Genomic DNA, 22,368 nt, shown 5'->3' on the forward strand with positions numbered 1-22,368 from the left:
GTAACGAGGCGCGGCTGTGAACGACGATAAAACGGAGACGGCATGAACGCGAAAGACATTCAGGACACGACACCAACACGCGACGTGAGTACCACGGGAACTCAAGGCATCGACCGACCCGCCTGGAGCCGTGAAGAATTCGAGGCGCAGTTGCGCGCGAAGGGCACCGCCTATCACATCCACCATCCGTTCAACGTGAAGATGAATAGCGGCGGCTGCTCGCGCGAGCAGATTCGCGGCTGGGTCGCGAACCGCTTCTACTACCAGATCAACATTCCGCTGAAGGATGCGGCCGTGCTGTCGAACTGTCCGGACCGCGAGACGCGCCGCCGCTGGGTGCTGCGCATTCTCGATCACGACGGCTACGATGGCGCGGAAGGCGGCATCGAAACCTGGGCGCGTCTCGCGGATGCGGTCGGCCTCACACGCGACGAACTGTGGTCGCTCGAACACGTGACGCCGGGCGTGCGCTTCGCCGTCGACGCGTATGTGAATTTCGCGCGCCGCGCGCCGTGGCAGGAAGCGGTGTGCTCGTCGCTGACCGAAATGTTCGCGCCGCAGGTGCATCGCGACCGGCTCGCGAGCTGGCCCGAGCACTATCCGTGGATCGAACCCGAGGGCCTCGCGTACTTCCGCTCACGCATTTCGCTCGCGCAGCGCGATGTCCAGCACGGACTCGAGGTCACGCTTGCCCATTTCACGCGACGCGATCAGCAGGAACGGGCGCTCGACATCCTGCAGTTCAAGCTCGACATTCTGTGGACCATGCTCGACGCGATCGAGAAGGCGTTTGCGCAATGAACGACTCGACACGCGCCGACCCCGCCACGCCGCTCGCGATCGCCAAGCCATTTCGCCTGCAATGGGAGCCCGCGCAGAACGCGCACGTGCTGCTGTACCCCGAGGGCATGGTGAAGCTCAATCAAAGCGCGGGAGAAATCCTCAAGCGCTGCGACGGCACACGCGACATCGATACGCTGATCGCCGACCTCGAACAGGCGTTCAACACGACCGGCATCGGCAGCGAGGTGCGGGCCTTCATCGCCGACGCGCATGGGCGCGGCTGGCTGGAGTAGCGCGATGACCGATCTTTCTCAACCTGCCTCTCAACCCGGCGCGCAAGTGCAAAGCGACGCGGCCGCCGTCGTGCCGCCGCCGCTGTGGCTGCTCGCGGAGCTGACCTATCGCTGTCCGCTGCATTGCGCATTCTGCTACAACCCGCTCGACTACACCGATCACAACCGCGAACTGACCACCGGGCAATGGCTCGACGTGCTGCGCGAGGCGCGCGCGCTCGGCGCGGTGCAGCTCGGCTTTTCGGGCGGCGAGCCGCTGGTGCGCGACGACGTCGAAGTACTCGTCGAAGAAGCGCACAGGCTCGGCTTCTACACGAACCTGATCACGTCGGGCGTCGGTCTCACCGATCAGCGCCTCGGCGATCTGAAGGCCGCCGGGCTCGATCACATCCAGCTGTCCTTCCAGGATTCGACGCAGCAGTTGAACGACTTCCTGAGCAGCACGCGCACCTTCGAGCTGAAGCAGCGCGTCGCCGTCGCGCTCAAGCGGCACGGCTTTCCGATGGTGATGAACTGCGTGCTGCATCGCTACAACCTGCCGCATGTCGACAAGATCATCGAGATGGCATTGGCTCTCGGCGCCGAATATCTGGAGCTGGCGAACACGCAGTTCTACGGCTGGGCGCGCGAGAACCAGGCGCAACTGATGCCGACGCAACAGCAGCTCGAAGAAGCCGAAGCGGTGGTCGCACGCTATCGCCGCACGCATGGCGAGCGCTGCAAGATCTTCTTCGTCGTACCCGACTACTTCGAGCGCCGCCCGAAGCGCTGCATGAACGGCTGGGGCGCGGTGTTCCTCGGCGTCGCGCCCGACGGCGCCGCGCTGCCGTGTCACGCGGCGCGCGGCCTGCCCGGCCTGACGCTGCCGAACGTGAAGGACATGCCGTTGCGCGAGATCTGGTACGACAGCGACGCGTTCAACCGCTTTCGGGGTTTGCAGTGGATGAAGGAGCCGTGCCGCAGCTGCGATGAAAAGGACCTCGACCTGGGCGGCTGCCGCTGCCAGGCCTTCCTGCTGACCGGCGACGCGGCCAACGCCGACCCCGTCTGCGACAAGTCGCCGTTTCACGACACCGTGGTCAAGATCGTGCGGCGTGCAGCATCGGGATCTGCATCCGCAACCGGGGCGACAGCAGCGGCCCGCGAACAGCCGATCCTGTTCCGCAACGACGCCAACTCACGCAAGTTCGCGGCCGCTGCCCGCGAGCCCGACGCCGGCGGCGATAACCGGGCCTCACCCGGAGTCCAATCATGAGTGCCGACACCATCTCCGTTCTGCTCGTCGACGACCATGCGGTCGTGCGCGAAGGCTACCGGCGTCTGCTCGAACTGAATGCCGACGTCGAGGTGTGCGGCGAAGCGGGCGACGCCGCGCAGGCCTACCAGCGTTTTTGCGCGCTGCAGCCCGACGTGGTCGTGATGGATGTGGCGCTGCCGGGCGCAAGCGGCATCGAAGCGATGCGGCGCATGCTCGCGCGCGAACCGGACGCGCGCGTGCTGATCTTCAGCGTGCACGAGGAATCGATCTTCGTGCGGCGCGCGCTCGACGCGGGCGCGCTCGGCTACGTGACCAAGGCAAGCGCGCCCGACGTGCTGGTCGAAGCGGTGCGCTCGATCGCGCGGCGTGCCCGCTACCTGAGCCCGGACATCTCGCAGGCGCTCGCGCTGCGCACCGCGTTCAACGAAGGGCCGCCGGGGCGTCAGTTGTCGGCGCGCGAGTTCGAGGTGCTGCGGCTGCTCGTGCAGGGCTATACGCTGCCGAGCATCGCCGAAAAGCTGGGCTTGAGTCAGAAAACGGTGGCCAACCACCAATCGGTGATCCGGCAGAAGTTCGGCGCCGACAACGGCGTACAGCTCGCGCAGATGGCAAGCCGCCTCGGGCTTCAGTTCACGGGCTCGGCCAGCCCCGCCTGAGCGGGCACGCGCGCGCAGAACAGAAACCCGCGCTGCGGCTCGCTCGCGATGTGAAATTCGCCGCCGAGCGCCTCGACGCGTTCGCGCATGCCGATCAGCCCGAGCCCGCTGCGCGGCTTCGTCAGATCGGTGCCGGGGCCGTCGTCGGCCATCGTCACGACGATCTCGTCGATCCGCGTGCCGTTGTGTTCGCGCGGCGCGCGCACCATGAACAGTTCGACGCGCGAGCGGCGCGCGAACTTCGACACATTCGTCAGTCCTTCCTGCACGAGCCGGTACAGCGTGATCGTCAACGCATCGCTGAGGCCGCTGAAATCCCCTTCGATCGTCATCGAGAACGACGCTTCGGGCAAGCGCTCGCGCCAGCCGTCGACGCAATGTTCGAGCGCGGTCGGCAAGCCGAATTCGTCGAGACCGATCGGCCGCAGGCGGCGGATCATGCCGCCGATCTCGCGGTACACATGCGTCGCGCTCTGCATCAGCCCGAGCGCGATGCGATGAATTTCCGGCTCGCGCTCGCCCGATAGATCGCGGATGCGCGCCGCGTCGAGCGAGATCGCGTTCAGGTATTGACCCAGCTCGTCGTGCAGCTCGCGCGCCAGATGGCGGCGCTCCAGTTCCTGCGCCTGCAGCGCCTGACTGGCAAGGCGCCGGTTGTCGGCGAGCAGTCGTTCGGCCTGTTCCTCGAGCATGCGGCGATGGCGCAGTTCGTGGCGCGCATCGCGATAGCGGCGCCACGCGAACCACGCGAGCGCGATCGACAGCACGAACAGCGCGCCCGGCAACTCGTCGAGCTGGAAGCGCTCCATGCCACGCGTGAACCGGTAGACCTTCTCGCTGACATCGAAGGCGGCGCCGAGCACCGCCGCGAGCACGGTCACGGCGACGACCCAGCCGAGGTCGCGCCATATCGGCGACGATGGCGGCGCTCGGTCAGCGGAAGAGGAATGGATCGGTTCGCTTGACATGACGCTTGCATTCTACTCAGCGCCGGCACGCGCAGCGGGTTTTGCGCGAGTTTGGGAACGCTTCCCCGGCAGATCGGGAAAAGCTCCCGCGCGTCTTACAGACGCGTATGCGAAGCTTTACACCAACGTCAAACAACGCGCGACACGCGTACAAATCAAGCCGGCAGGAGACAATAACGATGAGCATGCGATCACAAGCACGCCGCAAACGCCGGCTTCAGCGGCGTGCCGGCATCGCCTTCTGCGTCGGCGGCGCGCTCGCCGGTCTGTCCACGAGCGTATGGGCGCAGGCGGAGCCGCCAGTCGCGGCCTCGGCGCCGTCCTCGGCGTCTTCCGCTGCCTCTTCCGGCGCAGCCGACGGCAACGCCAACAGCAACACGACACCCACCACGACCCTCGCGCCGATCGTCGTCGTAGGCACCACGCCGCTGCTCGGCATCGGCACACCGCTCACGCTGGTGCCGGCCAACGTGCAGACGGTCCACGCGGCCGACATCCAACGGCAGGGCCGCCAGACACTCAGCGACTACCTCGCGGCGAATCTGCCTAGCGTCACGATCTCCGACGCGCAGGGCAACCCGTATCAGATGAACCTGTTCTATCGCGGCTTCACCGCGTCACCGCTGCTGGGCACGCCGCAAGGTTTGTCGGTATTCGTCGACGGCGTGCGCGTGAACGAACCGTTCGGCGACGTCGTGAACTGGGACCTGCTGCCGCAACAGGCGATCGACACGATGCAGCTGATCCCCGGCTCCAATCCGACTTTCGGCTTCAATACGCTCGGCGGCGCGCTGTCGATCACGACGAAAAACGGCAAGGACAACCCGGTCGGCGAGGCCGAAATTCAGGGCGGCTCGTGGGGACGCAAGGCCGCGCAGATCGAACAGGGCGGCACGATCGGCCAGAACCTCGACTACTACTTCACCGCCAACGCCGCGAACGACAACGGCTGGGCCGAGCAGAACGAGAGCCGCATCCGCCAGGCGTTCGGCAAGCTGCGCTATACCGACGCCGACACGACGCTGTCGTTATCGGCCGGCGGAGCGGACAACGATCTGCACGGCGCGCAAACCATTCCGCGCTCGTTCCTCGGTAACCCCAGGCAACCGTACACGTATCCCGATCAGAATCAGAACAGCGCCGGCTACCTGACGCTGTCGGGCGATCATTACTTCAACGACAACGTCGAACTGAGCGGCAACGCGTACTACCGGCACTTTCGCAATGCCAACACCAGCAGCAACGTCAACAACGACTACGGCACGATCAATCCCGACGGCAGCGTCGATACGTTGCAGGCGACCAACGTACAGTCCACCGTGACGACCGACAGCTACGGCGCGAGCCTGCAACTGACGCTGCTCGGCAAGCTCGGCGGCATGCAGAACCAGTTCATCGCGGGCATGGCCGTCGATGCCGCCGACTCGCGCTTCACGCAGTCGTCGCAGGACGCGACGTTTACCGATTCGCGCGCGACGGTCGGCATCGGGAATTTCGCACAGCAGACCAACGCGAACACGCACAACACGAACTACGGCATCTACCTGACCGACACGCTGTCCCTGACGCCGCAGTGGTCGCTGACGCTGTCGGGCCGCTACAACTGGGCCGATGCGACGATCGGCGACGAATCCGGCACGCAGCCGCAGCTCGACGGCCACCATACGTTCTCGCGCTTCAATCCGGCGGTCGGCATCAACTGGAATCCGACGCCGGCGCTCACCGCCTACGCGACCTACAACGAGGGCATGCGCTCGCCGACCGCGATCGAGCTGGCCTGCGCCGATCCGAACGCGCCGTGTTCGCTGCCGAACGACTTCATCTCCGATCCGTCGTTGCAGCCGGTCATTTCGAAGACCTATGAAGTCGGCGCGCGCGGCAGGATCGGCGGCAACACGACATGGAGCGCGGCTGCCTACAGCACGACGCTCGACAACGACATCGAGTTCATCAGCAGCACCGGCGCGGGCAGTTCGCAGGGGTTTTTCCAGAACGTCGGGCGCACGCGCCGGCAAGGCGTCGAACTGGCTGGGCAGACGAAGTACGGTCCGTTCACGGTGACCGGCAGCTATAGCTACGTCAATGCGACCTACCAGTCGACATGGGTCGAAAGCAGCCCCAGCAACTCGAGCGCCGACGCGAACGGCAACATCACCGTGCATCCCGGCGATCACATCCCGAGCATTCCGGCGACGACCGTCAAGCTGCGGCTCGATTACGCGGCCACCGCGAAATGGCGAATCGGCACGAATCTGACGTGGCGCGGCAGCATCTACGCGCAGGGCGACGAGAACAACCAGGACGTGAACGGCAAGATCTCCGGCTATCTGTTGATCGATATGGACACCAGCTACCAGGTGACGAAACAGTTGCAGGTGTTCGCGTCGGTGTCGAACCTGCTCGACAAGCGCTATGCGAGCTTCGGCGCGCTCGGGGAGAACTTCTTTACCGGACCGGGCAATACGTTCAACGGCACGGCGCCGGTCAACGAGCAGTTCGTCGGGCCGGGTGCGCCGAGGGGGTTCTGGGTGGGGATGAGGTATGCGTGGAAGTAGTGGTGCTTGGCGGGGGCGGATCATATTGAAGCGCGGCGGCCGGGCGCCGCCATGTTTCACTTCGTGGAAGCTGTCCTGAGCACGGCAAACCGTCGCGACATTATCCAGCCTGATTCGTTGGTCGAGGCCATTGCGCGCATTCGTGGCAAGCGGGGTTGCGCCCGTTAGTGATTAGCACTCGTTTTACCAGGCTTACTCATTAATTGGCTTTGTCAGTTCATCAAGCCGGTTCCTGGTAATTCTAGTCATGCAGTCCCAAAACTCGACGAATCGCAACGATGCCTGTCCAACCTCATACACGTCTGCATAACATTCGTTGTCGCGATAGAGCTTCCAGTTCTCCTGTCCTCTCCGAAAATAGGGAAGTGCCTCGGGTTCGCCACGCGTCCGAAGTTCCTTGTCGCCGTCAGCCATGATCCGCTCTATTGCGGATACTTTCTTTTCGAGCGTCTGTGCAACGCGCTCGAAATCGTGTTGAGCGCAAGCCGAAACGTCCATTGTTGCAACGGCATCATTCTTGCAAAATCGTTGGATTTGTTCTTCAGTTTTGCCGGCGAAGTATTGACTAGTCGGCGTGGCTTTCGTGTGGTCGAACGCAGAGCCGTAGATCGAGCTTGACGGATATGCTGGCGAAGATGCCAAGAAAAGAAGAATCGCAATATTAGTGGCTCGCATCGTACATACCCGTTTCAAATAGCTTTGCTTCGGATTTTCGGCGCTTTGGCACTCGTTGCGCAATGAAAGATCGAATTACGTCCCCATTTTTTGGTACTCCCCCCGGTTGAGGTACCCGGCGAGATGATGACACCGAGTTTCTGGATACCATGCGTCAATCCTGCTGTGGTTCTCACCCGTACTAAAAAGCACTGATACGAGGGCGTCGTATTCGTACTGATGCAGAAAGACCTTCACGTCACGATTGATTTCAGCTTCGACACCCATTAAGTTCTTCTTAAAGAAAGTCGCCCTCCCAGTGCCCCGGCAACAGCCGTTGCTCGATCTGCTCGGGGCGATATTGGATGCGCAAATCCTCGGGAACATAGCTGCCGCCAGCAAGCGTCGTGCGCCGATTTCCGCGCGCCGGTTTTTCTTGGCGCAAGGCTGCGATCATGGCTGGTTTCAGCGAGCCACGTGCATACGTGTAAATGGCAGCATAGACCGTCTCGTGGCTGACGTGCTGACTTGGGTCGTCTGGATACATGGCCCGCAGTTTGGCAGCGATTTGCTGCGGCGACCAGCGCCAGTAGACCAGGTGATCATGCACATGCCGATAAAGCGCGCTGCCTTCGATCAACTTGCGCGGCCGTACGCAGCGCCGACGACGCAGCCGATAGGCCGAGGCCGCCTGCGTCGCACAGTAGCGCGGCGCGTCCACGCTGCAATTACGCGCCAGTTCGCGCGACACCGTCGAAGCGCTGCGCCCCAGCAGCCCCGCAATAGTTCTTATGCTGCCGCCCTTTTGATGTTCGATCATGATCGCCGCGCGTTCTTCCGCACTCAAATGCTTGTAGTTCTTCTTCATCGCAACACCCTACCTCATTCAAGGTGTTGCACTTGGAACTAGAGACTAAGCGATCAGCGGAATCTGCTTGAGGTCATGATCCATATCGGCGAGGACTACAGGCGCATGAACAATCGCGATCGTGAACTGTTCACGGTTCTGGCGCTCGACGCCAAGGGTATTCCGAACCGTCGTCTTACTCCCCGCGATGCGGCGGACCTGCTGGCCGATGCGGCGCAAAGCGTTCAGGACAGACTTGCGACTCTTGGCACGACCACGACGAAGCACTAACTGGCTCTGTCAGCAACCCAATGAAGGCGGCTTGATGCCGCCTTTTCAATTGCACGGCGATAAGCAGACGTCTATTCGTTTTGCATATTGTGATTGCATATGTTGTCGTACGCGTCCATCAGATAGATCTTGTTTTCAGTTTTCGTTGTTGCTCTGCACACGCTGACAATCTTTGACTTACTCGAACAGTGGCTTGAGGTATTTTCGATACGTCAAAAAATACGCTACACAGAATGAATAAGAACATGTTCAGGCTGGTTTTCAGCCAATGTAGAGGTATGCTGGTCGCGGTTGAGGAAACGGCGAGCGGCGCACGCAAGACCGATCAGGAAGAAGTAGCAGGCGCGGCACATATCGCTCAATCGAGCGGGCGGCATGCTTTCCGGTTCGCGCTGCACCCTGTGGCATTTGCCGTGCTGGTGGGGCTGGGCGGCGCGTTGTTTGCCCCGATGCTCGCCCATGCGCAGATTGTGCCGGGTGGTACCCATGCGCCGTCCGTGATCCAGACACAGAATGGTCTGCCACAGGTTGACATTAACCGTCCGTCTTCGGCTGGTGTAGACGCTGTCATTGCCCCCCTGGGGGGCGTCCAGCACGACGGTTTCGGTCGTGCCGCCTTGCTGCGATTCAGTGGGATTCATTTCGTGTCCTGTCTGCGATACTATCGGCCTACACGAACACGTATTACCAGCAGATCGCGGGCGCGAACGCGACTTTCGTTTCGAGCGGCAATGCGCAGACGGTGGACTTCAGGCTACAGCGCGTGCTCATGCGCAGCCAGAACAACGTACTTGGCGCGCAGTTCCGCCTGACGAAGCGCTTCGGTGAAAGCTTCATTGAAGACACCGACATCCCGCAGCAGCGGCGCAACAACACGTTCATCGAGGCCAGCCTTACCGATCGCCACTACTTCGGCAGCTCGCAGTTCGACGGCAGCCTCGGGTACCGTCAGGGTGTGGGCGGACTCGGGGCGACACCAGACTTCTACGAGAATGGCCCGACTTACCGCTTCCGCATGGCCATCCTCGACGCGAACCTGTCAATGCCGTTCAGGATAGCAAGCCAGCCATTGCGTTACGTGACGAGCGTGCATGGGCAGTTCACGAACAACACGCTGAACTACATCGATGACCTGACCATCGGCAGCCGCTACACGGTGCGCGGCTTCGACGGCGAAACGATGCTCGCGGCCGAACGCGGTTTCTTCTGGCGCAACGACTTGCAGCTACCGGTTGGATCGACCGGACAGTCACTTTACGCAGGCATCGACTACGGGCACGTGTTCGGACCGAACGCCGCATATCTCGCCGGTACACAGCTGGCAGGTGCGGTGATCGGTGTGCGCGGTAGTGCATCAGCAAAGGCTGGCGCGCTCGCCTATGACCTGTTCGCCGGGACGCCGATCTACAAGCCGTCAGATTTTCCCACTGCGCGCGTGACGCTCGGTTTCCAGTTGACCGCTCAATTCTGAAATTCACCCCGCCGACGCTATCCGGGTTTTCGGCGTTTCAACAAAGAGGAAAACAAAATGAAGTTATCGAAAACGAATGGGCTTGGAGCCGTTGCTGTTGCCGTTGTGATGGCGCTGGGCGGATGTGCAACCGAGTCGTCGCGCTCGCTGCCGGTGTCTCCCGTCGCCAGTGCGCAGAAGCCAGCGGTGGGCCAACCCATCGGCATTTCAGTCGGCAAGTTCGACAACCGGTCGAGCTATATGCGCGGCATCTTCTCGGACGGCGTTGACCGTCTCGGTGGTCAGTCCAAAACCATCCTGATGACGGCGCTCCAGCAGACTGGGCGCTTCAATGTGCTCGATCGCGACAACCTCGACGAAATCCGCCAGGAAGCAGGCTTCCTCAAAAAAGCACAATCGATCAAGGGGGCGCGCTTCGTCATCACCGGGGACGTAACGGAGTTCGGTCGCAAGGAGGTTGGCGACCGGCAGCTATTTGGCATCCTCGGCCGTGGCAAGAGTCAGGTGGCCTACGCAAAGGTCAGCCTGAACGTCGTCGACACGACGACATCGGAAGTCGTGGCGTCGAGCCAGGGAGCGGGCGAGTTCAGCCTTTCGAACCGTGAAGTCATCGGCTTTGGCGGAACCGCCGGCTACGACTCGACGCTCAACGGCAAGGTGCTCGATCTGGCGATCCAGGAGGCCGTCAATCACCTGGTCGAGCAGGTCGATGCAGGTACGCTCAAGGCCGCACAGTAAGTGCGCCGGGCCATTGCGGCCATCCACTTTCAACCGTAGCTGCAATAAACATAATGACGCGATTCACGATGAAACATAGCCGCATGATGCGGGGAATCTGTCTGCCAGTAATGGCGACAGCCATGCTCCTCACGGGATGCGCGGCGAACCGCCCCCAGCCGCTTTACCAGTGGACCGGCTACCAGCCGGCCGTGTACGACTATCTCAAGGGAGAAAAGGCTCCGCAGGAGCAGATCGATGCGCTGGAAAAGGCCCTCCAGGACATCAGCGGCAAGGGGCACATGCCGCCGCCGGGATTTCATGCGCAATTGGGCATGCTGTACGCGAGTGTCGGGAACGATACCCAGGCCATGCAGGAGTTCGAGTCTGAGAAGCAACTGTTTCCGGAGTCCTCGACCTACATGGACTTCCTGATGAAACATAAAACGAAACAGCCTTAAGCGAGTCGTCATGTCCAGATTCCTTTCTTTCAGACTTTGGTTTGCCCTCTCGACGTTCGCGTTGTTAGCTGCGTGTGCGCAACCCGTCAAGCATGCCGATTACACCGCTTTCAGGAACAGCCGGCCGCACTCAATCCTCGTTCTACCGCCCGAAAACGAGACGACCGACGTGCAGGCGACGAACAGCATGCTTTCGCAGATGACGATGCCACTCGCCGAATCGGGTTACTACGTGGTGCCAGTGGCGGTGATGGATGAGACATTCCGCCAGAACGGCCTGACCGTCCCGGCCGATATTCAGGCAACCTCCCCCGCGAAGCTTCGGGAGATCTTCGGTGCTGACGCCGCGCTGTATTCGAAGATCACACAGTACGGCTCCGTGTACCACATCGTCGACAGTGCAACAGTAGTAACGGCGTCCGCCAGGCTGGTCGATCTCAAGACCGGTGACGTGCTATGGCAGGGTAGTGCGAGCGCCAACAGCAATGAGGGCAACAACAATGCTGGCGGTAGCCTGATCGGCATGCTGGTCATGGCAGCGATCAAGCAGGTTGCGAATTCGCTGACGGACAGGGGGCACGATATTGCCGGAGTGACGAGCTATCGGCTTCTGCATGCCGGGCCGCCGAACGGGCTGCTTTACGGGCCACGGTCACCTCAATACGGCACTGATTGAACAATCCTCGATCAGCAGGGACCGGCTGTGGCGGCAGATGGCTCGTACGGTACTGGGTTGTCGACGGCACCGCATTTGTATTCCTGACGCAAAAGCTGCCGGTCCCTATGCAGGATCTCTTCAATCGAGGGCTTTATGGTGCGTGTGGCTTTCTTGAGCGATCTTTCTCTGGAAGGCCATCTTGCTCTGGCGGTCTTTCGATCCGGGCACGGGACGGCAGAGACGATGGTGAGTCTGCTGCGGATGCTCTATATGACGTACTTCATGCTCGGAACCGCTTGCCCGGAAGCAGACGTCGCGCTTTTTCGCGAAGCGGGGACCGTGCTGGACAGCAGCATCTCCGCTGCCGCACAGGGGCATTGCTGGCAGGTGTCGACGGAACATACCGTCACTGTCGGACAGGTCGCGTCGCGTTACGACGAGGTGCTTGGCAGTGTGCCGAAATATCGTTATATCGAATCGTGCGACCGGCTGTGCCGGTTTGTCCATTCGGCTGCGACATCGCCGTTGCCGGGTAGTCAGTCGCTGCGTAGAAAATAGGACTTGGTCAGACAGACGACGTCAGATCGTCGGTCTCAGTGCGGCCATCAACCGTCATTCGTTCGCGTCGTTACTCGGACATTCACACGTCCGTTCCACCCAGGAAGCAGCCACGATTCGCGATATTGAGCGCTGCATGATCGGGGCGCTCCCTCAAGCGTCGAGTCCTTCGCTTTGCTCGTCTCCGCCCGGAAACTTCAGTTGACGCACCTTGTGATAGAGCGTCTTTTTCGGCATTCCCAGTTCAGCGCTGGCCTCGGCGATATTCCCGTTGTGCCGCCGCAGCATATCCGCGATCAGCATGTGTTCGAAATGGGCAAGTTGCTCCGCAAGCGTTCCGGTTTTAATCCGCTGCCCGCCGGCCGGCAGCAGGCGGTCGCCATCGAGCCCAAGGACAAAGCGATCCGCGACGTTCTGTAATTCCCGCACATTGCCCGGCCACTGATGCGTCATTAGCTCCGAGACCTGGGATGCAGACACAATCGGAGCCGACAACCCAAAACGAAGTGCGGCAGCGAGTACGAAATGCTCGAATAGCAGCGGTATGTCTTCTCGACGTTCGCGCAGAGGGGGTAAATCGATCAGCGCGACGTTCAACCGATACAGCAGGTCAGCGCGGAAACGTCCGTCTGTCGCAAGTTCGACGAGATCTGCCTTCGATGCCGCCACGATCCGGCAATCGACAGCTATCGCCTCGTTCGAGCCCAGTCGCTCAATCTGGCGTTCCTGCAATACCCGCAGCATCTTGATCTGCAATGCGATCGGCATGGTTTCGATCTCGTCCAGAAAGAGCGTGCCGCCGGTGGCCCATTCGATCTTGCCGATGCGGTTCTTGATTGCACCCGTGAACGCACCGGCCTCATGACCGAATAGCTCACTCTCGAATAGCTGCTCCGGTAAGCCGCCACAGTTGAGCGCAACGAAATGATGATCGCGGCGCCCACTGAAATCGTGCAGTCCACGGGCGATCAGTTCCTTGCCCGTGCCCGTTTCGCCGGTAATCAGCACCGACACTGAGGTATCCGCCAGCCGCAGGATTTTCCGTCGAACCTCGACGATCGCGGGTGACTTGCCGAGCACAAGCGCCTCTATTCCCTGCCAGTTGTGCAATGCCGCGCGCAAACCCTGCACTTCGAGCGTTAGACGGCGCTTCTCGACTGCGCGTGTCACACGACTCACGATGTGGTCCGACGAAAAAGGCTTCTCGATGAAATCATAGGCGCCCGTTCGCATCGCCCCCACCGCTGTCGCGATGTCCGCGTGCCCGCTGATCAGTACAACAGGGATCTGTGGATCGAGCGCAAGGACACGTTCGAGCAATTTCAGACCGTCGATGCCCGGCATCCGTACATCGGACACGATCACCACCGGTGCACCCGGTGCGACCTCCGCCAGCGCCGCGGCCGCCGACTCATACGCCCGCACTGGAAAGCCAGCCAAAGCAACCGCCTGCTCGACGCCGAGACGCACGTTCTCATCGTCTTCGACCACAACAACGCTGATCTCATCGCCCATTGGCTGCCTCCTGCTCCGTCGCCACGGAGAATTCAATCGTGAATTGTGCGCCGCCGTTGGGTCGGTTTGCAGCGGAGATTCGCGCCCCAAAGCCGTCCACAAGACGCGAGGTAATCGCGAGCCCGAGACCCAGGCCGCGGCCTCGCGGCTTCGTCGTCACGAATGGTTCGAATAGATGCGCCAGAACCTCCGGCGCGATGCCCGCGCCACTGTCGCTGACGGTGAACCGCACACGGCTCGGCCGTTCGGTTCTGGAAGCTTCGATGGCGATCACGCGCTTATCCTGATCCGCGACGGCATCCAGCGCATTGCCGAGCAGGTTGACGATCACCTGCTGCAGCTGGCTCGGCTCTGCGCATATCGTCGTGCCGGCCGGGATCAGGACATCGAGTTGCACCTGCTCATCGCGAATCCGTGCTTCGTAGATCAGCACCGCATGCGCGACCGCTTCATTCAGTGACACCGCGACACGTTCGAATTCAGGCTTGCGGGCGAAGGTCTTAAGTTCGCTTGTGAGTATCGCCATGCTGTCGACGAGCCGCGAAATTCGCTCGAGGTTTCCGATGGCAGGCGCAGGCTGATTGCGTTCGAAAAACGTCCGTGCATTGTCGCAGAGCGTTTTGATGGCAACGAGCGGCTGGTTCAGTTCATGCGTCAGACCGGCCGCCATTTGTCCGAGCACCGCGAGCTTGCCCGCATGCACGACCTCTTGCTGGGAATCCCGCAGTAGCTGCTCGGTGCGTGTGCGCTCGACAATCTCCTCCCGCATCCTTTCATTGGCCTGCGTCAGTGCCGCCGTGCGCTCGCGAACCGTGATCTCCAGCCGATCATTGGCGCTGCGCAGCGCGTCCTGTGCCCTGAGTTTTTCCGCTATGGCGCGGCGGCGCTGGATCGCATAGAGGCAATACAGTCCGATGATGAGGAAGCCCCCCGTGACGAACGCAAGCGCGATTTGTTGCTGGCGCCGCGCGCTGGACACGTCGAGCAGAATCATGATCGAATCGCCGGCCTGGGGCGCGGTTCGCGACATTGCCAGGTATCGCCGCTCGTGGCCTGGGCGACTCCAGTCGGGAAAGCGTGCAAACCACGCCGAAGTGTCCCAGTCACCGAGACGCCGGTATGGCAGCGCTTCTACGCTACGGCCGGCATATTGCCGCGATGCCTGGATCTGGCGTTGCTGCTGTGCCGTTATCGGTCTAAGCGACGTGAACTTCCACGCCGGAACCGTGGAAATGACAATCACGCCGTTACTATCGATCACCATCGCCGCGACGCCCGGCACTCTCCACGCAGATTCAAGCGCGTCTACGCTGACCTTGACGGCCGTGGCCCCGATCGGCCCGCCATCCTCTCGCACCGCGCTCGCGAAATAGAGGCCAGGCATGCCGGTGTTCGTGCCGATACCGAAGAACCGGCCCGATCCATGTGCGAGCGCGTCCTGGAAATACGGCCGATAAGACACGTTGGTGCCGACGAAGCTTTCTGGCCGATTCCAGTTGCTCGCGGCGATGACCAGACCGTGCTGGTCGATCACGTCTACGGCAACGCTGCCGGCGTCGCGATTCACTGCGTCAAGATAGGTATTGACCGTCTGTAGAAGTCCGGCCGGTGGGTGGGGCATCGCACTCAACAACGCGCGCACGCTTTCCTGCCTGGCGACGATCGAAGGCATCATCTCGTAGCGTCCGAACTCGCTCCTGAGGCTGGCAGCATACAGGTCGAGCCGGTGTGCGCCGGTCTCCACAAGCGCATCGATAGAACGGTCCCACGCAAACTCGACCGCGGCGGCAGCCACACCGACGTAAAGCGCGGCGGCGGCCATCCATCCCCACAACGGAATACCGCTTATTTTCATGCCCAAGGTCGCCCCGCGGCGCTCAATTGCAGAATGACTGCCGATCCCGACGTGGGGAACGGCGTCCCGACGCTTGCCAATAGCAACTCATCATCCCATGCGCGCTAGAACGATCAGCGTGACCGTGACGACAATCGCCCCGCCAATGCGGGTGGCAATCTGCGCAAACGGCATCAGTTGCATGCGGTTGGCCGCCGTGAGGATGGCGACGTCGCCGGTCCCGCCCTGCCCACTGTGACAGGCGTTCACGATCGCTGTGTCGATAGGGTACATCTTCAACATGCGCCCGACCAGGAAGCCGGTCCCCATCAGTGTGGCCACCGTCGCGACGATCGTGACGATGTTCGCCAGCGTGAACGCAGCCATCAGTTTGTCCCACGGCGTCATCGCCACGCCGATCGCGAACAGCAGCGGATAGGTCACGGCCGTCGAGAAAAACTTATATACGACGAACGCGCCTTCCTGTAATGGCGGCGATACCGCCCGCGCGAGCTTGACCAGCACCGCGAGAAACAGCATGGCCACCGGCGCGGGCAGCCCGAACATGTTGCGACACATCAGCCCCAGCAGGTACAGCGTAATGGCAGTGATTCCAGCCGCCGCGATGTGGGAGACGTCGACGTGCCCGCGAATTTCTTCCTCCACCGGGTTCATCTGGTCCACCTCGCCGGCTTGCAAACGCCCCTGACCCGTGAGATGCGGAAAGCGTTTGCCGACCATATCGAGCGCGCCCGCGAAGATGATCGCGGTGAGACTGCCAAGCATCACGGGCGGCAGCACCAAGGCGAACAATTCGCCCTGCGGCAGATGAAGGATTTCTGAATAGCCGATCGACAAAGGTATCGCGCCTTCGCCGATGCCGCCCGCCATGATGGGTACCACGACATAGAACAACGTATGGCGCGCGCCGAGCCCGAGTGCCGTGCCGACCAGCGTCCCGACGATGCCCGCCGCGACCGAGCCGAGCCCGAGCGGAACGAAGATCTTGATGAAGCCTTGAATCAGCACACGCCGGTCCATGCTCAGAATGCTGCCCACGATGATCGACGCAATAAACAGGTACAGGAAGTTGGTCGATTTCGTGAAATCCGTGGTAAGCGTGAGGATTGGCTTGGGCAATAGGTGGTAGTAGGTCAGCGCGGAAGGTATAAAGGTCGCAAAGATCGCGGCCGCGCCGATATTGCGCACGATCGGCAGGCGCTTGCCGATCTCCGCGCAGGTGAAACCGAAGAAGGCCAATACGGCGATCGCCATTGATATCTCGCCGGGCACCTTTCCGGTGACCGCGAAACCCGCGATCAGCGCGAGCAGGATAACGTAGACCGGCAGCGGAATAATGCCGATCCGGTATTCCATCAGTTTCCACCAGCCCTCAGGCCAGAATCGGGGCTTGATTTCGGGTTGCGGCGCCGGCACCGGTACCGGCTGTGATGTGTGTGGAGTGACTGGCACGACGTGTCTCCTCGGCGTTTGAAGCCCGGTGCTGCATTCCGATAAATCAGTCGAATGCGGCCCGGTCTTCGGACTGATCAGTCGATCGTAATACAGCTTTTGGCTCTCACGCGACGAATCGCACGTTTGCCTGAGGTGTGCGAGTGTCCAGGTTGCGACCGCGATTCAAGTGGTCGTCAACCTCCGCAGCGCAGCCGATCATCCGGCCATACAGGAACACGGTAAAGGCCGCGGTCTCCAGCGCCTGACTGGAGAACTCGCCAGCCCGATGGCGCGCCCACAGCATCTTCAGCAACACCGAGGCAATCACTGCATCCACGTTGACCGCGAACACGTTGCGCGTCACGTTTTCGTCGTACAACGCCTGCACCAGCGCACGGTAGTAGTCGTGGAAGACGTTGTACTCGCCCCGAGCCTCGAAGCGTTGACGCACGAACGCCTCACGGGGATCGACGTTGATGGGCTTGCCCTTGAACACCGGATGGTTGATGCAGGGCAGTGCCGTGGCTTGCTGTGCGCCGACCTCCTTGCGTTGTGTCCGCTCCTCGCCATATGCACGTGCGAATCCGGCAGCCATCGCTTTCAGGTCGAGACCGTGCGCCGGATCACCGGGATCGGTCATCGCGACCTCCTTGAAACGCTCAAGCAGGAACGCCACCCCCTCGAAGCCATTGCCGCCATGCGCGTAGCCCGCGTGGGTGAGAAAGCCGACCATCGCTTTGTTGAGTTGGACTCGTTCCGGCGTTTCGGGACCGTCCGCCGATACCGCGCCCTTCGCGCCCTGCGCGGAAATCGCGCCCGGTCCGTTCGTGAGCAGCAGGCCCACGAGTGTCTGAAATCCAAACAGCTCAGCTTCATCCGGCTTGCCCCCAATCAACGCAGCGCACGCAACATCGGTCAGCGAGCGCTGTCCTAGCACCTCGTCCATCGCGATACCGCAGAAGCGTCCCGCTTCATGTTGTCCGGCGTCGACCGACGCGCCGATCAGCGTTCCGAACAGGCGCATCCACCATGGCAGGTTTTCGACGGTCATCCGCGATACGCGTTTGCGCATCAACGGCCCCCACGCGAGCGTCGTGGTGATTGCAGCCAGCACGGCATCGGCGCTCGGGTGTCCGTCGAGGCCCTGTAAATAGCGGATGAACGCGGACTTCGCCTCTCTATCCGTCAGGCCAGCGAGCATCGCCTGGGCCTTTTCGTCAGGCACCTCACACGTGAGCAAGGCTCGCGTCTCGGCATCGTCGGACTGCCGCAACGACAACTCGAGCCCCTCGTCGAGCGCGTCCCGCAAGGCAGCCGTGGTGCCGAGTTCGACCAACGCTCGCGCGGCCCGGCGCGCGCCGTCGGCGCGACCCGGGCCGACAATGCTCGCCGCCGCCGCGAGTACGCTGTTTGGCGCATTGCCCGCGTCACGAGCGGCCTGCGCCGCCGCGAGCGTCGTATCGCCATGCAGGTTGAGTTCGGCACCGACCGCAACACTGACGAGTTTCGCGTCGTTTGTGCCCCCCGGTTCGTGCAACAGCGCGAGGCAAAGGTTGCCCTCGAGCGAATACTGCGCGGCCTGTAGCACCGGCACGCCGTGCAGACTTGTCACCTGCGTGTCCGGGTCCATCTGCGATGCGCCCGAAGCGTCCTTCATATTCTGGCGGGGCAACACGATGCCGACCTGTTGGTTTAGCGCGGCGATCTGTGCGTCATACGGCGGCAACGCTGTGACAACCGGCAGGTCGAGCTCGGGCGGCAATGCAATTCCTATTGACGAGCGAAACCATGGCTTGAGCGCGAGACTGCCTTCTGGCGCGAAGTCGGGCCGCGCGCCGTTTTCATGCATCACCGCCGTCAGAGCCGCCGGAATGTGGGCGATATTGGTTACGAGCGCGCCTTTTGCGCTGCACACCGGATCGTCCGGTGTGAACGGTCGATCGACGCCAAACTTCTCCATGAACCAGCGCTCTTTTGATGCAGCGTCGTCGTTGCCGCCGGCCAATGCTCCCGCATGGCCGACCGCGCGCGTCAGTTTCTGCTTCCAGCGGCCGACCACGCAGGCGACCACCGGCTTGCTGAAATTCGCTTCGAGTTCGTAGTATCCGCCCGGCTCCGAGTACAGCACGGCCGCCTTGCTGCGCGCGTCATTGGCGAGCGCGAACGCGAACTCCGGCGCCGCGAAATGGATATAAACGTCCTTCCCACTCGACATAAGCGTAGTCGTTCCCCAGCCGGCCATTCGCAGGTACGTCGCGATCGTTGTCGTGAAATTTCCCGAGTTTGAGAAGATCGCGATCGAGCCTTTCCTGAGTGCCTCGTCAGGGTTATCGCCGCCGAGTGCGCCGCCGATGCGCACGCGGTTCCACGCATCGGCAATACCGAGGCTATTGCCGCCGAAGATGTCAATGCCGTTTTGCTGTCCCATCGCACGTATTTCGCGCGAATCGTGCACGGACAATTTCTCCGTGACGATGAAGATCTTCTTCAGTTCTGGATTAACGCGAATCAGTTCGGCCACACCGTCGCGCGCGGCGGATGGCGGCAAATAGATCACGCCGCAGTTGAAATGATGGCCGTCCTGCAGCCCTTCCAGCACGCTGTTGTACACGGGGATATTGCCAAGCGAAGTCTCCAGCACCTGTCCGCGGCGTCCGGGCGACGTGCCGAAAACGACGTTACCTCCCGAATACGCGTGGCCCACCGGCGTGACTTGCCGCGACTCGCCCCCGAGTATGTTCAGCACGCACACGCGGTCCTCGCGGCAGGCAGCCTGCGCGAGCGAACTGATGCCGACGTAGTATTTGAAATCTCCTGCACCTTGCCTGTACATGGTCTTCCTCCGGATTGATTTATGCTCGAGTCATGAAGGCTCAGGCTTGGGCGGGCGCGCCTTGCGCACTGTTGAGCGTCGCGGTGACCAGCTCGCGGCCGCCTGCTTTCATCCACGCGTCCGCCGCCTTCGCGTACTGGATGACTTCGCTGATATCCGAATCGAACCCGAAAATGCTGTAGGGCAGGCCGAGCGCATCGCAGGTGTCACGCATTGCGCCCATGCCGCGTACAAGATTAGGGCCGCCGCGCCCGATCACCACGTAAAGCGGCGTCGGTCCGTTCTTGCTGAAATGCTCGCGCAACGCATCGGCCATTGCGCGCAGCGTCTCGAAGATATCGGTGTTGTTCGACTTCCCGCCGATGATGAACAGCACGTTGGTCTGTTTCAGCCAGTGCTTGAAACAGATGCGAGCCACTTCCTTCATCTTTTCGTAGGGAGGATTCCCACCGAAGTCCGAGGAAATGATCGCGTCGTCGCCCAGGATCTCCGACACCAGCGAGTTGGCCCCGCCGCCAAAAGTCGGCGCGAGGATCGTGCCGCCTTCGTTGATCACGTAGACGTCGCTTTGACCCTGGTAGGTCCGCAACTGGTTGATCTCTGATTCGAAATCGGAATAGTCGACCGAGAACACGTGCGCGGGTATGTCGAGCCGCTGCCAGCGAACGTCGTCGCGATCAAAGCCGCATTTGAAATCGCATGCGACTGGCGTCAGCCGGCCATCGCGACCGGGCTGCATGCGAATCGGGTTCAGCTCGAGCGTCGTCATACCGAAGTTGTGATAGAGCTCCCACAGTTTCGGCAAGTGTTGCACCAGCGGCGAGATGATTTCCTTAGGCGCGTTCAGGCGCGACAGCGCGTTCGCGACGACGAACGCCTTCAGTCCGGTGAGCGGATCGAACGGCACGTGCACGATCATGCTCGGATCAAGTTCTTCGATGTCGACGCCGCCGTGATGCGTGAGTGTCATCGTGGGCGCCCTGAAGCGCGTCGAATCAGTGATCGAGAAATACACTTCGTGCTGCGCCGGCACTGCGCCTTCGAAGGTCACGCCATTAGCCTTGGCGGTCTGATTTCCATGCCGATGTTCGGTGAAATACAGGCGCTCCTTCTCCTTCAGTGCGGTTTTCAGGTCGCTTGCTCGCCCGATGAGTCCCGCCTTGCCCTTTTTGCCTATCCCACCCTTGAACATCGGCTTCACGAATACCGAGCCATGACGATCGATCAGGGCTTTGATCTGCTCTTCGCTTGCGTCAGGGCCGAGAACTTCGGCAGTGGGAAAACCGCCGAATTTCAACAGTCTTGAGCCGTACAACATACCAGTGACTTGCATATCGTCTCCTTGCGGGTTGCTTTCTGAAGGGACTGCGGGGTGGCATCGTCGGGCGTGCCGGATACAGTGACGAACAATCGACGGACGCATCTGTCCCGCCGTCCGCGGGAGGCAGTCGGTGACCAGGGCAGAGTGGGAAAAGTCGAGTTGCGGCTTAGTAGCGCCGCGCGCGTGAGCGCGGGGGGATAAATCGAATCATGGATGTCGTCTCCGCAGGTGAGTCCTATGTGGACTGCTTTAATGGCGTTGAATGCTCTATGCGTTAAACAACGCAAGGCCCGTGCCATCGATCGCCTGACGTGGAGGTCGCGTATCTTATTGATTTATATGGATTTCATTGACCTGAAAATGACTGGCAGACGAACCGATTCTCGAAAGTCAGAATCCGCCGGCCGTGCAGGCTGAGACTTCAGCCGCCGTAGAAAGCCGAGCGTGGAAAAATTGACGTCGCATTCGGGCATCGGGGACGCAGTCGCCAGCGCGCATTTCCCAGCTGTCCGCTGTGACCAGTGCTTCTTGCCGAAGATACCGTCAGGCCATTCCCAAAATCAGCAAATAAATCGACTGCGCGACTGACCAGGATGCGAGCGGACTCCAATGCCCGCGAAGGCCGGTTTATTGCCGTCCGATGCGGCAGGACAAGTGGCCGTTGTCGGACTTGAAAGCTGCCGCCGAGTCCCGCCGGTGTTCAGCGGCGGCAGTGGGTCGATCTGGTGCGTTCGCGGTCGGCCGCGTTCGGTCATGAAGCGTCATTCGCCCGCACCATAGCTGGGACATTCGAAAGTCGGCTCCGCTCGCAAACGGCCATTCATTTCGCAGGGTCGAACGCTGCGTTTCGGCCTTTGCCGACGTTCGTCGATCGACGCTAACGCATCCGCCCATCGCTCCAGATCGGCCCATTCACCGCGCGACGACTTCGAACGGCTGCCACCGTGGCCTCGCTGAATGCTTATGCTCGACCCCAAACTGCCATTCGGCAAGCTTGGGGATGCGATTGCGCGCGCCGGTGCCTCTTCAGCTGCCGCAGCTCCGGTTTCGGCTTCGCGGCGCCAGGCGCGGTTCTCGTCACACAAACGGGAGACGATCAGAGATCACGGCTCGTGATCTTTTCGCTAACTGGCGCAGCCTCGGGTCTCGGCTGGCCAAAATCTTGTCGTCTTCCGACTCCGCGATTTCGACGACGTCCCTGCAACTAGCATCCATTTATCCATTTCGATTCGACAGACGG

General features: G+C 61.5%; 18 protein-coding genes and 2 pseudogenes. 11 read left to right on the top strand and 9 right to left on the bottom strand.

Going from position 1 to position 22,368, the window contains the following annotated elements:
* Positions 1-42: 42 nt before the first annotated feature.
* From pqqC to OKW26_RS01275, 4 genes are read left to right on the top strand one after another with little or no spacing between them, the layout of a single operon-like run.
* A complete protein-coding gene (pqqC, locus tag OKW26_RS01260) occupies positions 43-801 on the top strand; it encodes a pyrroloquinoline-quinone synthase PqqC (RefSeq protein WP_429352405.1) in 759 nt (252 codons plus the stop codon).
* Entirely contained in the window at positions 798-1,076 is a 279-nt protein-coding gene (pqqD, locus tag OKW26_RS01265) for a pyrroloquinoline quinone biosynthesis peptide chaperone PqqD (protein WP_090809033.1), read from the top strand. The genes pqqC and pqqD overlap by 4 nt, the downstream gene beginning before the upstream one ends.
* Positions 1,077-1,080: 4 nt before the next feature.
* A complete protein-coding gene (gene pqqE, locus OKW26_RS01270) occupies positions 1,081-2,331 on the top strand; it encodes a pyrroloquinoline quinone biosynthesis protein PqqE (RefSeq protein ID WP_429352406.1) in 1,251 nt (416 codons plus the stop codon).
* Positions 2,328-2,990, top strand: coding sequence for a response regulator (locus OKW26_RS01275; protein ID WP_429352407.1), 663 nt, complete (start codon positions 2,328-2,330; stop codon positions 2,988-2,990). Before pqqE ends, OKW26_RS01275 begins: the two co-directional genes overlap by 4 nt.
* Here OKW26_RS01275 and OKW26_RS01280 read toward each other — a convergent pair.
* Positions 2,960-3,958: a histidine kinase gene (locus OKW26_RS01280; RefSeq protein ID WP_429352408.1), complete on the bottom strand. Its 999-nt coding sequence runs from the start codon at positions 3,956-3,958 to the stop codon at positions 2,960-2,962. The two genes, OKW26_RS01275 and OKW26_RS01280, sit on opposite strands and share 31 nt — an antisense overlap.
* 179 nt (positions 3,959-4,137) lie before the next feature.
* On the opposite strand from OKW26_RS01280, the gene OKW26_RS01285 reads away from it, so the two are divergent.
* Positions 4,138-6,513: a TonB-dependent receptor gene (locus tag OKW26_RS01285; RefSeq protein WP_429352409.1), complete on the top strand. Its 2,376-nt coding sequence runs from the start codon at positions 4,138-4,140 to the stop codon at positions 6,511-6,513.
* A 192-nt stretch (positions 6,514-6,705) separates the two neighbouring features.
* On the opposite strand, the gene OKW26_RS01290 is transcribed toward OKW26_RS01285, so the two are convergent.
* From OKW26_RS01290 to OKW26_RS01300, 3 genes and pseudogenes are all read right to left on the bottom strand, one after another.
* The gene (locus OKW26_RS01290; protein ID WP_429352410.1) at positions 6,706-7,188 is read right to left on the bottom strand and encodes a lysozyme inhibitor LprI family protein; all 483 of its coding nucleotides are present in this window, start codon (positions 7,186-7,188) and stop codon (positions 6,706-6,708) included.
* A gap of 75 nt (positions 7,189-7,263) precedes the next feature.
* A complete protein-coding gene (locus OKW26_RS01295; protein WP_429352411.1) occupies positions 7,264-7,554 on the bottom strand; it encodes a glycoside hydrolase family protein in 291 nt (96 codons plus the stop codon).
* Positions 7,469-8,035 (bottom strand): annotated as a pseudogene (locus tag OKW26_RS01300) (IS30 family transposase); the annotation flags it as partial. The gene OKW26_RS01295 and the pseudogene OKW26_RS01300, both read right to left, overlap by 86 nt.
* Positions 8,036-8,110: 75 nt before the next feature.
* On the opposite strand from OKW26_RS01300, the gene OKW26_RS01305 reads away from it, so the two are divergent.
* The 6 genes and pseudogenes from OKW26_RS01305 (at position 8,111) to OKW26_RS01330 (ending at position 12,170) form a co-directional block, all read left to right on the top strand.
* Positions 8,111-8,305: a hypothetical protein gene (locus OKW26_RS01305; RefSeq protein ID WP_429352412.1), complete on the top strand. Its 195-nt coding sequence runs from the start codon at positions 8,111-8,113 to the stop codon at positions 8,303-8,305.
* Positions 8,306-8,960: 655 nt separating this feature from the next.
* Positions 8,961-9,776: pseudogene (locus tag OKW26_RS01310) on the top strand (ShlB/FhaC/HecB family hemolysin secretion/activation protein); the annotation flags it as partial.
* A 57-nt stretch (positions 9,777-9,833) separates the two neighbouring features.
* Positions 9,834-10,514: a CsgG/HfaB family protein gene (locus OKW26_RS01315; RefSeq protein WP_429352413.1), complete on the top strand. Its 681-nt coding sequence runs from the start codon at positions 9,834-9,836 to the stop codon at positions 10,512-10,514.
* Between the two features lie 68 nt (positions 10,515-10,582).
* On the top strand, positions 10,583-10,954 hold the full coding sequence (locus OKW26_RS01320) for a DUF4810 domain-containing protein (protein WP_429352414.1): 372 nt from the start codon (positions 10,583-10,585) through the stop codon (positions 10,952-10,954).
* A 10-nt stretch (positions 10,955-10,964) separates the two neighbouring features.
* Positions 10,965-11,630 carry a DUF799 domain-containing protein gene (locus OKW26_RS01325; RefSeq protein ID WP_429352415.1) on the top strand — a complete coding sequence of 222 codons (666 nt, stop codon included), beginning with the start codon at positions 10,965-10,967 and terminating at the stop codon, positions 11,628-11,630.
* Between the two features lie 153 nt (positions 11,631-11,783).
* Positions 11,784-12,170, top strand: coding sequence for a hypothetical protein (locus tag OKW26_RS01330; RefSeq protein ID WP_184061844.1), 387 nt, complete (start codon positions 11,784-11,786; stop codon positions 12,168-12,170).
* Between the two features lie 153 nt (positions 12,171-12,323).
* On the opposite strand, the gene OKW26_RS01335 is transcribed toward OKW26_RS01330, so the two are convergent.
* The 5 genes from OKW26_RS01335 to OKW26_RS01355 all read right to left on the bottom strand — a co-directional run bounded on the left by OKW26_RS01335 (position 12,324) and on the right by OKW26_RS01355 (position 21,140).
* Positions 12,324-13,685, bottom strand: a complete 1,362-nt coding sequence (locus tag OKW26_RS01335; RefSeq protein WP_429352416.1) for a sigma-54-dependent transcriptional regulator — start codon at positions 13,683-13,685, stop codon at positions 12,324-12,326.
* On the bottom strand, positions 13,675-15,540 hold the full coding sequence (locus OKW26_RS01340; protein WP_429352417.1) for a sensor histidine kinase: 1,866 nt from the start codon (positions 15,538-15,540) through the stop codon (positions 13,675-13,677). The genes OKW26_RS01335 and OKW26_RS01340 overlap by 11 nt, the downstream gene beginning before the upstream one ends.
* 90 nt (positions 15,541-15,630) lie before the next feature.
* Positions 15,631-16,956 carry a 2-hydroxycarboxylate transporter family protein gene (locus OKW26_RS01345; protein ID WP_429354160.1) on the bottom strand — a complete coding sequence of 442 codons (1,326 nt, stop codon included), beginning with the start codon at positions 16,954-16,956 and terminating at the stop codon, positions 15,631-15,633.
* Between the two features lie 142 nt (positions 16,957-17,098).
* Positions 17,099-19,807, bottom strand: coding sequence for a CoA-binding protein (locus OKW26_RS01350; protein ID WP_184061847.1), 2,709 nt, complete (start codon positions 19,805-19,807; stop codon positions 17,099-17,101).
* 40 nt (positions 19,808-19,847) lie between these two features.
* Positions 19,848-21,140 carry an ATP citrate lyase citrate-binding domain-containing protein gene (locus tag OKW26_RS01355; RefSeq protein ID WP_184061848.1) on the bottom strand — a complete coding sequence of 431 codons (1,293 nt, stop codon included), beginning with the start codon at positions 21,138-21,140 and terminating at the stop codon, positions 19,848-19,850.
* Positions 21,141-22,368: the final 1,228 nt, after the last annotated feature.

Origin of the sequence: Paraburkholderia sp. 32 (assembly GCF_050435345.1) — a bacterium.
In the GTDB taxonomy this organism is placed as follows: domain Bacteria; phylum Pseudomonadota; class Gammaproteobacteria; order Burkholderiales; family Burkholderiaceae; genus Paraburkholderia; species Paraburkholderia tuberum.